The 13657-nt window shown below is 67.9% G+C and carries 11 protein-coding genes; 3 read left to right on the top strand and 8 right to left on the bottom strand.

Annotated elements, in window-relative coordinates; genetic code table 11:
• Window positions 1-13: 13 nt before the first annotated feature.
• Complete coding sequence (locus tag K5L94_RS12260; RefSeq protein ID WP_274510554.1) at window positions 14-2191, bottom strand: TonB-dependent receptor; 2178 nt, start codon at window positions 2189-2191, stop codon at window positions 14-16.
• Window positions 2192-2386: 195 nt separating this feature from the next.
• On the bottom strand, window positions 2387-3223 hold the full coding sequence (locus K5L94_RS12255; RefSeq protein WP_274510553.1) for a siderophore-interacting protein: 837 nt from the start codon (window positions 3221-3223) through the stop codon (window positions 2387-2389).
• 169 nt (window positions 3224-3392) lie between these two features.
• Here K5L94_RS12255 and K5L94_RS12250 point away from each other — a divergent pair, with 169 nt between their 5' ends.
• The gene (locus K5L94_RS12250) at window positions 3393-4007 is read left to right on the top strand and encodes a TetR/AcrR family transcriptional regulator (RefSeq protein ID WP_053449843.1); all 615 of its coding nucleotides are present in this window, start codon (window positions 3393-3395) and stop codon (window positions 4005-4007) included.
• A gap of 20 nt (window positions 4008-4027) precedes the next feature.
• Here K5L94_RS12250 and K5L94_RS12245 read toward each other — a convergent pair whose 3' ends face one another.
• The 3 genes from K5L94_RS12245 to K5L94_RS12235 form a co-directional block, all read right to left on the bottom strand.
• Window positions 4028-4948, bottom strand: a complete 921-nt coding sequence (locus K5L94_RS12245) for an ABC transporter six-transmembrane domain-containing protein (protein WP_053449842.1) — start codon at window positions 4946-4948, stop codon at window positions 4028-4030.
• A 179-nt stretch (window positions 4949-5127) separates the two neighbouring features.
• Window positions 5128-6204 (bottom strand): ATP-binding protein, encoded by a 1077-nt coding sequence (locus K5L94_RS12240; RefSeq protein WP_274510552.1) that lies wholly within the window; start codon window positions 6202-6204, stop codon window positions 5128-5130.
• 3 nt (window positions 6205-6207) lie between these two features.
• On the bottom strand, window positions 6208-6924 hold the full coding sequence (locus K5L94_RS12235; protein ID WP_274510551.1) for a response regulator: 717 nt from the start codon (window positions 6922-6924) through the stop codon (window positions 6208-6210).
• A 255-nt stretch (window positions 6925-7179) separates the two neighbouring features.
• Between K5L94_RS12235 and K5L94_RS12230 the strand changes: the two genes are divergently transcribed.
• Both K5L94_RS12230 and K5L94_RS12225 read left to right on the top strand, forming a co-directional pair.
• A complete protein-coding gene (locus K5L94_RS12230) occupies window positions 7180-8361 on the top strand; it encodes an efflux RND transporter periplasmic adaptor subunit (RefSeq protein ID WP_274510550.1) in 1182 nt (393 codons plus the stop codon).
• A 2-nt stretch (window positions 8362-8363) separates the two neighbouring features.
• Window positions 8364-10307: a MacB family efflux pump subunit gene (locus K5L94_RS12225; protein WP_274510549.1), complete on the top strand. Its 1944-nt coding sequence runs from the start codon at window positions 8364-8366 to the stop codon at window positions 10305-10307.
• Window positions 10308-10355: 48 nt separating this feature from the next.
• Here K5L94_RS12225 and K5L94_RS12220 read toward each other — a convergent pair whose 3' ends face one another.
• The 3 genes from K5L94_RS12220 to K5L94_RS12210 all read right to left on the bottom strand — a co-directional run bounded on the left by K5L94_RS12220 (window position 10356) and on the right by K5L94_RS12210 (window position 13614).
• The gene (locus K5L94_RS12220) at window positions 10356-10757 is read right to left on the bottom strand and encodes a hypothetical protein (protein ID WP_274510548.1); all 402 of its coding nucleotides are present in this window, start codon (window positions 10755-10757) and stop codon (window positions 10356-10358) included.
• Between the two features lie 405 nt (window positions 10758-11162).
• Complete coding sequence (locus K5L94_RS12215) at window positions 11163-12872, bottom strand: sensor domain-containing diguanylate cyclase (protein ID WP_337999981.1); 1710 nt, start codon at window positions 12870-12872, stop codon at window positions 11163-11165.
• A gap of 115 nt (window positions 12873-12987) precedes the next feature.
• Entirely contained in the window at window positions 12988-13614 is a 627-nt protein-coding gene (locus K5L94_RS12210) for a DNA-3-methyladenine glycosylase (RefSeq protein WP_274510546.1), read from the bottom strand.
• Window positions 13615-13657 lie beyond the last annotated feature (43 nt).

The following is a 13657-nucleotide window of genomic DNA, read 5'->3' as shown; positions in this document are numbered from 1 at the left end:
CGTGTATCAGGCATCAGAAATCGACGGTGGCCGACAGCAGGGCGGTGCGCGGCGTGCCCAGCCCGGAGCCAAGGCTGCCGGCCCAGTACGCTTTGTTGGTGAGGTTCTGCACGGTGGCACGCAGCACCAGCGGGCGACCGGCGGCCTGCAGCGCGTAGCGGGCACCGAGGTCGAACACGGTGCGGCCCGCCACCCACTGGCTGTTGTCTGCGTTGATGTAGCCCTTGGACAGGCTGACTGCATTGCCGGTGAGGGTGAGGCCGGCCACGGCGGGCACATCCCATTCCACGCCCAGCTTGCCCTGCCACTGCGGGGTGGCGGTGGCCAGGCGGCCCTGGTTGATGCCGCCCTGGGTGCGGGTCAGCTTCGGCTGCAGCCAGCCGATGCCGCCGAGCACGCGCAGCTGTTCGCTGGCCTGGCCGAACACGGTCCATTCCACGCCACGGTTGCGTTGCTGGCCCCCGAACGAGAACACGTTGGTGGCCGGGTCGGTGTAGGCGCCGGGCTTCTCGATCTCGTACACGCTCAGCACACTGGCCAGGCGACCGAAGTCAACCTTGGCACCGACCTCGCGCTGGCGCGTCTTGTACGGCGGGAACACGTCGCCAGCGTTGGCGGCGGTGGCCGGGGCGGTGCTGCCCTGGCTCAGGCCTTCGATGTAGTTGGCATACAGCGACAGGCGATCGTTGGCCTTGAACAGCAGTGCACCGGCCGGAGTATTGGCGCTGGCGTCGTAGCGTGCAGTGCGCTTGCCGGTGCTGCCATCGAAGGTATCGCTGAGTACGGTCTGGTGACGGATGCCCAAGGTCAGCTGTACGCGATCATCGATGAAGGACAGCGTATCGGCGATGCCCACGCTGGTGGTGCGCACTTCCGCGGTCTTCGGCAGCGACGCATCACTGAAGCTTCGATCAATGGCCGGGCCCCACTGCGGGTTGTAGATGTTGGTCACCCAATCCCTGGCCAGCAGGTTGCGCTTGAAGCCGAATTTCTGGTCGTGCTGGTACCACGCTGCACTGATCGCCAATGCATGATCGACCGCACCGGTGCGGAACCGTGCCGAGAGGCCGGCTTCGGCGGTGTCCTTGCTGTAGATGAAGCGCTGGTGGGCGAAGTTGTTGCGGAAGTCGCCGGCTGCGTTGGTGATCAGCGTGGTGGCGCTGGCGATGGAGTCGAAATCGGTGTGGCCGTGCCCGTAACTGGCATGCGCCTGCAGGTGGTGGTTGATGTCGAACGACCAGCGCAGCGCGGCGGCCTGGTCCTTGACGGTGCTGAAGGTCCAGTCCGGTGCGAACAGGGTGCTGGCCTTCGGCGGTCGGGGCACCGCCAGGCCGGGCGACAGCGACACGCCACGGTTGAGGCCATCCACATGGTCGCGGCTGCTGAGCAGGTCCAGCGACACCTGCGAGCGCTCACCACGCCAGTCCAGGCCGAGCGAGGCCAGCTGCGTCTTGTGCTGCTGGTGGTCGGTGGCGGTGTCGCCGTCGCGGTGCACGGCATTGAGGCGCACGCCGAACTGCTTGCCCGCGCCAAAGCGGCGGCCGACATCCAGATGACCGCCCCACTGCGTGTCGCTGCCATAACTGGCAGTGAAGCGGGTCAACGGCGTGTCGCCAGCACGCTTGGGCACCAGGTTCACCGCACCGCCCACCGAGCCGCCCGGCGGCATGCCGTTGAGCAGCGCGGACGGGCCCTTCAGCACCTCGATGCTCTCGGCCAGCTCCGGGGTGACGCGGTAGTAGGGAATCAGCCCGTAGAGGCCACCGAATCCGATATCCGACGAGGCGACACCGAAACCGCGGATGTTGAAGTAGTCGGTGATGCCACCACTGGACCCACTGCTGTAGACGCTGGGGTCGGTCAGCGCGATCACCCGTACCAGGTCCGGCGCCTGGATGTTGTCGATGAATTCGGCGGTGTAGCGGGTGGTGTTGAACGGCGTGTCCATGAAGTCGAGCTCGCCGAGCAGGCCGACGCGGCTGCCGCGCGTGACCTGTCCACCCGCATAGGCATCGGTGGGTGCGGTCTTGTCGGCGCGCACGTTCACGGTGGGCAACTGGCGGGCGCCATCGGGTGCATCGTTGGCGTGGGCGGCGATGGCGATCAACAGGGTGGGCAGCAACGCTGCACGTGCGGCCACGGACAGCGCGGAGCGGCGTGGGAGGGGCAGGGTTCGCAGGGGGAGGGACATGGCGGTTCTCGTGTGGTGGGTCGTGCGATCGGCCAGCACGGCGCCGTCGATGACCTGCAGGGGCAGGGCGACGCGGGCTGTGGAATGGCTGGCAGAGGGCACGGCGCTGCCGCTGGGGCAGTGCTGCACGCGAGGTGCGTGGGCGATCTGTGGCTGGGTGGAACGACGCGCGTGGCGCGGATGCTGCCGTGTGGATCAGATATCGTCGGCAAGGTCGTCGAGGTCCTGCAGGCCACCGCCGCGTGCCAGCACGCGCTCGTAGTTGCGGCGGCGACGCTGGTCGGTTTCGGTGGTGGTCTCGCCACGCTTCCAGTAGCCGGCAACGGCAACATCGGTGCGTGGCAGGCCGACCGTTTCGATGAAGTGGCGGCGCAGGGCGCGCATTTCCTCGCGCTCCCCGGCCGCCCAGACCGTGCTGCCAGGCGGCGGCTGCTGTTGGCGCGCCTGCTGCAGCAAGGGCGCGTCACCGGTGGCAAGGCGATGCACGCAGACACCGTCGAGGTGCGGCAGCTCGTCTACCGGGAAAGCATCCTCCGAGCTGACCCAGGCCCGCGCACGCTGACCGACAGGCCACTGCTGCAGCAGGGCAAACAGGGCTGGGATGGCGCTCTGGTCTGCGAACAGCAGGGCGCAGGTGCCTTCGCGCTGCGGCACCTGCAGATGGGGGCGCGGCCCGGTCAGATCGAAGGCATCACCGGGGCGCAGCGCACGTACCCACGCCAGCATCGGCCCCGGCGCCTCGTGCAGCACTACGTCGAGAGTGAACTGGCGGGCGGCGGCATCGACGCTGCGCACGGTGTAGATCCGTGACACATCGCCGAACCCGGCGCCCAGCTGGATGCGCACCGCGATGTTGGCACGCTGCCATGGCGCAAGTTCTGCGTGTTCCGGCAGCTGGACCAGAAGGCGCAGCAGGCTGGCACACGGCTGCACGACCGCGACCACCTGGACCTGCAGCGCCTGCAGGCCGCGATCATGGTCGGCGCTGCGCAGCCGCCCGGCCGGGGTGATTGAAGTGGGGGACGCGGACATCGACAACGATCCTGGACACTGCAGATGCGAATTAGTTACATCATAGTAAACTAAATTGATCGCGCTGCAACCCGGGCCTGTCCGAAGGACACGCGACGCGTTGACCACTGCGTGGCGGCGGACCACCATGACAGGCCTTGCCCGCGCATCACGAAGGAACCCTTACCGCATGGCTGCACCAAAAAAAACCGCCTCCCGTGGGCGACCGCCCAGCATCACCCGCGAGCGCATCGCCGACGCCGGCATTGCCATGACGCTGCCGGGGCTGAGCTTCGTCGGCGTGGCGGCGGCACTGGGTGTCAGCCATATCGCGCTGTACAAGCATGTGGCGAATCTGGCGGCACTGCGCGAGCTGGTGGCCGAGGCGATCTTCGAGCGTTGGCAGGCACCGGCGCTGGATGCCGCTGGGCAGCGCAGCATCGTGGAGGATCTGCGTGCGTTCCAGCGCTCATTGCGGGCGCTGGTGGATGACAATCCGGGCCTGGCCCCGTTCCTGGTCAGCCACGGCGCGAAGACGCCGGAGATGCTGGCGCGCATCCAGCGCCACCATGCCGAATTCAGTCGCGTGCATGGCCTGCCGCTGGAACAGGCGGCATGGCTGCTGTCGACCGTGGGCTATCACGCCGTGGCGCTGGCCGACACCGTGTATTCCCGGCATGCGCTGGTGGATACCACGCGCCGGACCTTGGATCGGAAGGCACAGCAGGCCGAGTTCGACCGCAGCATGGAAGCATTGATCATCGGAGCATTGGCGATGTGCGGGCGCATGGCAGCCCCTGGGTAACGCTCATTCCAGGTGGGCAGCTACCGGTCATGCTCCGCATCCTCCATGCCCGGGCTGACCCGACGACCGATGTCCTTCAAGCGCGCCAGCTGGTCCACCATCGACGGCGCATCATCCAGGCTGCCGACGAACGTCCACAGGTAGGTCATCACTGCGTACACATGGCCCGGGGTCACCCCGTCGGTGGTGGCGAGGCGGCCGATGGTCAGCGCGAACAGCACCGCGGCGGCTGCGCCGACCACCACGAAGGCGCCCGCTTCGCGGTCGGACAACAGGATGCGCAGTCGCGACAGCGTGGTGTAGTGACGGCGCAGCACCGAGGGGCTGACCCGGTCGACCAGGCGGATTTCATGTTCCAGCCGGTTGTTCAGGCGCCCATGCAGCTGCTCGTTGCGGCGCGCGAATGACGGCAGCAGCAACAGTGCGCCCAGCAGGGCGACCAGGCTTGCAGCGCCCACTACGGGTTCGATCGCCAGCAGCATCGCGGCCGCGCCGAACATCGACACCAGCGCGGTGGCGATGATTGGCACGTGCTTCTCGAAGAAGTCGACGAACTCGCGCGCCAGCACCACGCGTGCGGCGGAGGTGGAGGTAGCGTGGCCGAGACGCCGCTGTGCCTGCACCACATTCACTGCCAGGTCGGCATAGATGCGGGTGAAGGTGCGCGTATCCACCGCACGGCGGGCGGCACCGACCAGCCAGAACAACAGCACCACGCCGGCATAGGAGATGGCGTGGCCGATGTCGCCGCGGATGATCGCGTCCACCGCGAAGCCGGCAAACAGGGGGTAGGCCAGCAGCAGCGCGTTCTCCAGCGCGACCAGCGAGAACGTACCGGTGAGCTGCCAGGGGTAGGTGCGCAGGATCGCTTTGAGGGTGGCGGCCGCATTCTGCTGGCCGATGCTGCCGGCGGCCGCCGCCGGATCGTGGGGGTGTTTCATCGGGATGCCTGGAGGGGACGGAGACAGGGCAGGGGATGGATGCCTGCCATCTGCCCGGTCATGCCCAGTATCGGCAGCCGTTTGGAGCGGGCATGGAGGGACGATGGAGATCGCGTGGAGACAACCGCGGTGTTCAGCGGAGGGCGTGGTGCCCACCAGGGTGGGCCGCTACGAGGGCTTCACCGCCGCGCGTGCACCGGCCAGCGCAGTTCGAATGCACTACCGCCACGCTCGGTCGCGCGGCATCGCGCCGTTCCGTGATGGGCCACGGCAATCGCCCGCACCACGGCCAGGCCCAACCCGGAGCCACCGCTCTGCCGTGAACGTGAGACGTCGGTGCGCTGGAACGCTTCGAAGATGCTGTCGCGCAGTTCATCCGGAACACCAGGACCGCCGTCTTCCACGGCCACGGTGCAATGCCCTTCGGCCAGGATGACGCGCACCCGCAGCGGGCAGGGAATGGCATGGCGGCGTGCGTTTTCCAGCAACGCCAGCACCGCCTGGCGGATGCGCGCCGGATCACAATCGGCCAGTGCCGGACGCGCCTCCAGTGTCACCGAGAAGCCACTTTCGGTGAGTGCCTCGGACATGGCTTCGACCACCGCCGCCACCTGCACGCTGACATCGCTGCGTTGCAGCCGCAGGTCCAGGTGGCCGCTCTGGGCCAGGCTGACCACGCGCAGGTCCTCGATGATGCGGGTCAGGCCCTCCAGCTGGGTGAGCATGCTGTTGAACTGTTCCGGCCCCGGTTCGAACACGCCCTCGGCGATGCCCTGCAGGCGGCCGCGCAGGATGGTCATCGGCGTACGCAGTTCGTGCGCGATTGCTGCATTCCAGAACACCCGGTTCTCGGACATGCGGCTGAGGCGCTCGGCCATCGAGTTGAAATCGCTGACCAGCGTGGCCGCTTCAGCCATGGTGGTATCACCGCCGCGTGCACGCGCGTCCAGATCGCCGCTGGCCACCCGGCGCAGGCTCTCGGCCACCGAATTCAACGGGGTGATGATGCGCCGGGTCAGGCGCGAGGCGACCAGCGTAGCGAAGATGACGACCACGCTGGCGGTCAGGCCGATCCACAGCCATTCCAGGCCGGACGGCATGATGGTTTCCGGCTGGTCATACCAGCGCGGATAGAACACTTCCATCAGGTAGTAGAACAGGTAGAAGCCGCTGATCGACAGCACCGTCGAACACAGCGAGGCGACGGTGATGGACAGCGTGATCTGGCGTCCGATGCTCTTGCCTTTGGGGTTCATCATTCAGTCCAGGAAGCGGTAGCCGACGCCGCGGATGGTGGCGGGAATGCCGATCACGCCGACGTCCTCCAGCTTGCGCCGCAGTTTGCTGACATGGCTGTCGACGGTGCGTTCCTGGGTATCGCCTTCGGGCAGGCAGGCATGCAGCAGGTCCACCCGCGCATGCACCTGCCGCGGTGCACGGGCCATGTGCACCAGCAGACGGAACTCGGTGAGGGTGAAGGTCAGTGCATGCAGCTGGTCGCCGCTGCGCACGGTTACGTCGTGACTGCGCAGGTCGATCTCGAACGGCCCCTGCCGGATCAGCCCGTTGGGTTCTTCGGCCACCGTCCTGGCACTGCGGCGCAGCACCGCCTGGATGCGCGCCACGATCTCGGCGGGATTGAACGGCTTGGCCACATAGTCGTCGGCGCCCACGCGCAGGCCGGTCAGCTTGTCCACGTCCTGGTCGAGTGCAGTGAGCATGATCACCGGGGTGTTGCCCCGTCGGCGCAGTTCGCTCAGTACCTGCCAGCCATCCAGCAGGGGCATCTGCACGTCCAGCAGCACCAGGTCCGGGCGCAGCTGGCGGTGGGCGGCGAGGGCGGCCTCGCCGTCGGCGGCACGGGCGCTGCGCAGGCCGGAACGGTGCAGGTAGGCGCCCAGGATGTCGGCGATCTCGCTTTCATCTTCGGCAATCAGCACCAGCGGCGGCTGGCGGGTACGGAGGGCGTGTTTCATTGCGTGATGCGCAGCGTTGCGGTGGCGGCCAGTCGGCGAGGCCGACGAGGCTAGCGGCCGTTGATGGAGACTCGGTCGAGATTGTGTCGAGATTTCATGGACACGCGCGGCGACGTTCAGCTGCGGGCCGCCTGCCTGAACGGCGGCGCCCTCTCCACGCAATCTCCATGCTGGCTGCAGAAGACGTCCACACGCGGCCACCAGACTGGGGACTCAGCGGTCGCACCGGGCGACTGCGTGCAGCTGGGCCTTTCGATGAGCAACCGCAGGACCTGGATCATTGTTGCCGCCGTGGCCGCGTTGGCTGCCGGCGCCGCCGCGTGGGTAGTCGCCGATGGCGACGAGGCCGCGCTGATCACCGCGCCGGCCCGGGTGGCTGATCTGGAGAAGACCGTGCAGGCGGTGGGCCGGGTCAATCCCAAGGAACTGGTGGCGGTGGGCGCGCAGGTGTCGGGGCAGGTCAAGCGCCTGCATGTGGTGCTGGGCCAGCGCGTGCAGGCCGGCGACCTGATTGCCGAGGTCGATTCACAACCACAGCGCATCGCGCTGCGCAGCGCCGAGGCTGCCACCAGTACGCTGCGCGCCCAGCACACCGCCAGCCAGGCCCGCTACGTGCAGGCCAGCCGTGTGTTCGAGCGGCAGTCGCAGCTGGTGGCGTCGCGGCTGGTCTCGCAGGAAGGTTTTGAAACCGCACGGGTGGCCCGTGATGCCGCCCGCGCCGACGTGGCTGCGCTGCAGGCGCAGATCGACCAGGCGCTGACCCAGGTGGAAACCGCACGGATCAACCTGGGCTACACCCGCATTGTTTCGCCCACTGACGGCTACATCGTTGCGATTGTCACCAAGGCTGGGCAGACGCTGAATTCGATGCAGACCACGCCGACCATCGTGATGCTGGCACAGATGGACACGATGACGGTGCGTGCCGAGATCGCCGAGGCCGATGTGGAACTGGTGGCGCCGGGGCAGCCGTTGTGGTTCTCGACACTGGGGCCGAGCGGACGCCGCTATGAATCCCACCTTCAGCAGCTTGAGCCGGCGCCGTCCTCGATTGCCGAGGCGGCCACCGGCGCTGCGGGCGGCTCTGCACAGACGCCGAAGGCGGTGTACTACGCCGGCCTGTTCGATGTGGCCAACCCGGGCCTGGCGCTGAAGCCGTCGATGACCGTCAAGGTGACCCTGCAGCTGGCGCGGGCGGCCAACGCGTTGCAGGTGCCGCTGACGGCGCTGACCGAGTCGGACGACACACAGGGCCAGCACGCCACCGTGCAGGTGGTTGATGCCAAGGGGCGCGTGCGCGAACGTGCAGTGACCACCGGCCTGCGCACCGCCACTGCCGTGCAGATCCTGACCGGCCTGCGCGAGGGCGAGAACGTGGTGGTCGGCCAGGCGCCCAGCGGCGCCGACGCCGAGCCGACCAGCCTGCTGGGGATGTGAGCATGGCCGACGCACTGCTGGAACTGCGCGCGGTGTCGCGCGCCTATCGCTCCGCCGCCGGTGAAGTGGTGGTGCTGAAGGACGTCTCGCTGCGCATCGATGCCGGTGAGTTCATCGCCATCATCGGCCCGTCGGGGTCCGGCAAATCCACGCTGATGAACATCCTCGGCTGCCTCGACCGGCCGACCGAGGGCAGCTACCGGGTGAACGGCGAGGCCACCGAGCAGATGGCGCCGGATGCGCTGGCACGGCTGCGCCGCGAGCACTTCGGTTTCATCTTCCAGCGCTACAACCTGATGGAGAACCTGAGCGCCACCGAGAACGTGGCGCTGCCGGCGGTGTATGCCGGCGTGGATGCAGATACGCGCACTGCCCGTGCACGCACGCTGCTGGAAACACTGGGGCTGGGCGAGCGCACCGCAAACCGGCCGAGCCAGCTGTCCGGCGGCCAGCAGCAGCGCGTGTCCATCGCACGTTCGCTGATGAACGGCGGCGCCATCGTGCTGGCCGATGAGCCGACCGGCGCGCTGGACCATGCCAGTGGCCAGCAGGTGATGGCCGAGCTGAAGCGCCTGCACGCGCAGGGCCATACGGTGATATTGGTGACGCACGACGCCGCGATTGCGGCCAACGCCGCGCGGGTGATCGAGATCGCCGATGGCCGGGTGGTGGCCGACCGGGGCGAACGCAGGACGCAGGCCGCGCACTCCGCACGTGCATCCGAACACGAACCTGCGCCGCGTGCCGAACGCCGCGCACGGGTGGACGCAGTGCGCGAGGCGGCGCGGATGGCCGTGCGTTCTATGCTGGCCCATCGCCTGCGCACGCTGCTGACCATGCTCGGCATCATCATCGGCGTTGCTGCGGTGGTGACCGTGGTGGCGCTGGGCAAGGGCGCGCAGGCCCAGGTCGAGTCGCAGATCAACGAGCTCGGCGCCAGCACGCTGGAGATCTACCCCGGCGCCGATTTCGGCGACCCGCGCTCGGCGGAGATCGAGACACTGGTGGTGGGCGACGCCGACCACCTGGCCGCCTTGAGTTACGTGGACAGTGTCAGCCCCAACCTGAGCGGATCGGTGGCGGCGTTGCAGGGCAGCCGCCGCGCGAATACCCAGGTGCTGGGCGTAGGCGCGGATCTGCCGCGCGTGCGCGGTCTGCGGCTGAAGGCCGGGCGCTTCTTCAGCGCTGACGAAGTGGACGCGCATCGCGCCGTGGGCGTGGTCGACCAGAAGGCAGCGAAGGCACTGTTCGCCGGTAGCCCGATCGGCAGCACGGTGCTGCTGGGCGGTATGCCGGTGGAGGTGATCGGCGTGGTGGGTGCCAGTGCCTTTGCCGGCGGCGCAACGCCCACGGTCTACGTGCCGTACACCTCGGCCGCCTCGCGGCTGCTGGGCAGCCAGCGCCTGGAGAGCATCACCGTGCGCGTCCGCGACAATGTGCCGACCAACGCCGCCGAGGCCTCGCTGGCGGCCGAGCTGCAACGCCTGCATGGGCGCCGCGACTTCTTCATCTACAACGCCGACCAGATCCGCAAGGCGGTGATGAAGTCCAGCCAGACCATGGCCGCGCTGGTCTCCGCCATCGCGGCGGTGGCGCTGGTGGTGGGCGGGGTGGGAGTGATGAACATCATGCTGGTGTCGGTGAAGGAGCGCGTGCGCGAGATCGGCGTGCGGCTGGCGGTGGGCGCACGCCAGGGCGACATCCTGCGCCAGTTCCTGATCGAGGCGGTGCTGATCTGCCTGTTCGGTGGCGTGCTCGGCGTGCTGTTCGCGTTCGCGGTGGGGGCGTTGTCCAGCCTGCTGTCGCTGGGCGTGCCGTTCCTGTTCACTGCGGGGCCGGTGCTGGCCGCGCTGGCGTGCTCGTCGGCGATCGGGCTCGGCTTCGGCTACTTCCCGGCACGCAGTGCGGCGCAGCTGGACCCGATCCAAGCGCTGGCGGCGGAATGACGCCATGTGCGACTGTGGGTAGCGCCGGGCTGTGCCCGGCGCCATCGCTCAGGCCGCGTAGACCTGCGTGTCCACATATTCCGACAGGCCCCTGCACGCCAGCAGCAGGCCCTCGCGCACGTCGTTGCCCACCTGCTGCGCCTCTTCGCCATCCACGCGCACGCGCTCGCTGGCATGCAGCAGTTCCAGCAGCACGGTGAGGCCGGCGTTGGCACGGTTGATGCGCGCCAGCGCCACGCACTGCCCCGGTGCGCGCCCCTTGCGCTGCAATGGCTGGCCGTCGGCCGCTTCCACGTCGCGGATGCGTTGCAGGCAGCCCAGCAGGGTGATGCCGTTGGCGGCGGGGTTGGCGGCGAGGGTGGTTTCCAACGGCTCGGCGAGGGTGTCGGGCAACTGGCTGGCGACATCACCGAGGGTGGCGAACAGGTACGGGTAGCGGTCGGCGCTCATGGCGGTTTCCTTATGCGTTGCGCGAAGGAGCCACCCTGCTTGACAGCAAGGGTGGCGGACGGTGCATGGTTCCAATACCGGTGACTAACGTTGCCAAAGCTCCGGCGGGCACGAGGCCCCCACGCACCGCCCGCCATAGATGCGCGGACAGAGTGCCTGCCGGCGCCTTCCAGAGGGATTGGACGACGCCGACAGGCAAGCGTAAACAACATTAGTCAAACGGGATTGGAAGCCCGTGCCACCCGTTGTCGGTGGCTGGATATGATTTGCATGCAGCGCCTTGGCTGCCAATGAGAATAGTTGGAAAGTTCGAAATTATTGGAATTTAGATGCACCCGCGCAGCGAATGATCGAGGCGTGCCAATCACGACATTGCGTGCGATGCAGCGTAGCGTGTGTGGCGCGTCAGGAAGCCGGTCGAGGATGCCTGCGCACGCGTGCGCGTTCGCGATACAACCGGCTGTCGGCACGCTGCAGGGTATCGCCCACTGATTCGCCAGGCGTGTGGTGCGTCGCACCGAGTGAGAACGGCGTCGGCGACTGCGCGGCATGCTGCAGATACCACTGTTCCAGCACCGCCAGCCGCCCCGTGTCCGGGGTGATCAACACCACCATGAACTCGTCGCCGCCCATCCGCACCACGTTTTCCGCCGCACCCAGCGGCGAGCGCAGGAAGGCGGCGAACTCCACCAGCACGGTATCGCCGCGCGCATGGCCCTGGGTGTCGTTGATCTGCTTGAAGTGATCGAGGTCGAACATCAGGCAGGCCCAGGGCTGGTCGGCCAGCTCGTCCAGCCGTGGCAGGAAGCGGCGGTTGTAGCTCTGGGTCAGCGGGTCCTTGAAGGACATCTCGCGCAGCTGCTGTTCCTGCATGCGCAGCGCGGTAACGTCCTGTGCGTGGCCCAGCACGTAGGGCGGGTTGGCCTCGCTGTCGAGCACGTTATGGTAGGCCCAGAAGTGGCGGGTGCCATCGGCGGCGATCAGCTCGATCACGCCGGCATCGGTGTGGTTGACCGCAATGCGGGCGAGGTACGCCTTGAACGCGGCGTGCTTCTCCGGCGGCATCAGGTCGCACAGGCTGCGCCCGATCATGTAGCTCTCGTCGAAGCCCAGCGATTGCACCGCGGCCGGATTCACCGAGGTCAGCACGCCTTCCAGTGTGTGCGTGCAGATCAGCCCCAGGCTGTAGTGGAACAGGCGCCGGTAGCGGGTTTCGCTGGCTTCCAGCGCATCCAGTGCGGCGCGCTCTTCGGTGATGTCCTGGATGGCGCCGACCAGGCGCGGGCGGCCGTCGACCTGCTGCCGGCCGCCGACGACGCGCGTCCAGATGTCGCGGCCGTCGGCGGTGGTCATCGGTAGCTGCACTTCCCAGGAGGTGCCTTCGTCGATGCAGCGCTGCACGGCGGTGCGGATGATGTTGCGGCTGTCTTCGCGATAGAACGACAGCGCGGTTTCCAGGGTGGGTTCAAAGGTGCTGCGCACACCGTGGATCAGCTTGGTCTCGCGGGTCCAGCGCACGTCGTTGCTGGCCAGATCCAGTTCCCAGCCGCCCACCCGCGCGGCGCGGTTGGTGCGTTCCAGGAAATCCTCGCTGCGCTTCAGTTCGCGGTGCAGGGCCTTGGCCTGGCCGACCTGCGCCATCAGCGTGCTGCGCTGTTCCAGCACCTGGGTGGTGACCCGGGCCAGGTGCACCATCAGTTCGCGCTGCGACGGCGACAGCACGCCGGGCATCGGGTCGAGCAGGCACAGCGTGCCGATGCGCGCACCGTGCGCCGAGCCCAGCGAGATGCCGGCGTAGTGGCGGATGCGGGGGCCGCCGATGACCAGTGGATTGCTGGCGAAGCGCGGGTCCTGGCGGGCGTCGGGAATCTCGAACAGCGCATCCTGCTGGATGGTGTGCGTGCAGAACGAGATTTCGCGTGCGGTCTCGCTGATCCCGTCCAGCCCGATGTTGGCCTTGAACCACTGGCGCTCGTCGGCCACTACCGAGATCAGCGCCATGGTCATGCCGGTGGCGGTACGAGCGGCGGCCACGATGGCGTCAAACACGGGTTCCGGCGGGGTGTCCAGCAGGTGCAGCCGGTCAAGTTCAAGCAGTCGTTCGGCTTCGTCCATGGCGCTTTTCAGGGCTGGGTGGCGAGGGCGGCTTCGGCGGCTGTCAGGCACTACGCTAGTGCGTACCGCGTTATGTATCGCCATCACCGGGTGATGCCAACGTGAGGCAGCGCGGTCAGCGCTTGTGCGGCGAGCGGGGTGGGCGTACTGAAACGTGACGGTGGTCGCGAACGTGCCAGCGCCACGGAAACTCCACGGCGCGCGTGATGCCGATGCGCGGGCCGACCACCGGGTCGAGCGGGGGTGCGGTGCCATCGCTGGCGATGACGATGCCCTGGTTGCCGGTGACCAGATCGGCACCGTCGAAGCGGCGGTCCAGCCCGAACGCCTGGGAGAGTTTGCCCGGGCCGCTGGCCAGATCGTGGTCGCGCCTGGCAGCCGGGCGCAGTTCGCGCATGTGCTGCAGTCCGGCCAGCGGCTCGGCGGCACGCAGCAGTACGGCCACCCCTTCGCCGATCTCGCCACACACCACATTGCTGCCCCAGTGCATGCCATAGGTGAAGTAGACGTACAGGTGCCCGGCTTCGCCGAACATGCTGGCGGTGCGTGGGGTCGGCCCACGGTAGGAATGCGCGGCCGGGTCCACGCTGCCCGCGTAGGCTTCGACCTCGACGATGCGGGCCGCGCGTCCATCGTCGCGCACCAGCAGCTTGTTGAGCAGCTCCGGCGCAACCTCGGTGGACGGGCGCTGGTAGAAGCGGCGGGGGAGAATCTTCCAGTGCGGCGGCAATCCATCCAGCACGGCAGGGGCGGGCTCTGCGGGAACACTGGGCAGTGTGACCGCT

The organism is Stenotrophomonas forensis, from assembly GCF_028752115.1.
GTDB lineage: Bacteria > Pseudomonadota > Gammaproteobacteria > Xanthomonadales > Xanthomonadaceae > Stenotrophomonas > Stenotrophomonas forensis.
The sequence above is the reverse complement of the archived record's forward strand: the minus strand, read 5'-3'. Positions and strand labels throughout refer to the sequence as shown.

Excerpts from the sequence above, each read along its gene's own strand:
- K5L94_RS12260 (WP_274510554.1), bottom strand. The coding sequence starts at position 2,191 with ATGTCCCTCCCCCTGCGAACCCTGCCCCTCCCACGCCGCTCCGCGCTG.
- K5L94_RS12255 (WP_274510553.1), bottom strand. The coding sequence starts at position 3,223 with ATGTCCGCGTCCCCCACTTCAATCACCCCGGCCGGGCGGCTGCGCAGC.
- K5L94_RS12250 (WP_053449843.1), top strand. The coding sequence starts at position 3,393 with ATGGCTGCACCAAAAAAAACCGCCTCCCGTGGGCGACCGCCCAGCATC.
- K5L94_RS12245 (WP_053449842.1), bottom strand. The coding sequence starts at position 4,948 with ATGAAACACCCCCACGATCCGGCGGCGGCCGCCGGCAGCATCGGCCAG.
- K5L94_RS12240 (WP_274510552.1), bottom strand. The coding sequence starts at position 6,204 with ATGAACCCCAAAGGCAAGAGCATCGGACGCCAGATCACGCTGTCCATC.
- K5L94_RS12235 (WP_274510551.1), bottom strand. The coding sequence starts at position 6,924 with ATGAAACACGCCCTCCGTACCCGCCAGCCGCCGCTGGTGCTGATTGCC.
- K5L94_RS12230 (WP_274510550.1), top strand. The coding sequence starts at position 7,180 with ATGAGCAACCGCAGGACCTGGATCATTGTTGCCGCCGTGGCCGCGTTG.
- K5L94_RS12225 (WP_274510549.1), top strand. The coding sequence starts at position 8,364 with ATGGCCGACGCACTGCTGGAACTGCGCGCGGTGTCGCGCGCCTATCGC.
- K5L94_RS12220 (WP_274510548.1), bottom strand. The coding sequence starts at position 10,757 with ATGAGCGCCGACCGCTACCCGTACCTGTTCGCCACCCTCGGTGATGTC.
- K5L94_RS12215 (WP_337999981.1), bottom strand. The coding sequence starts at position 12,872 with ATGGACGAAGCCGAACGACTGCTTGAACTTGACCGGCTGCACCTGCTG.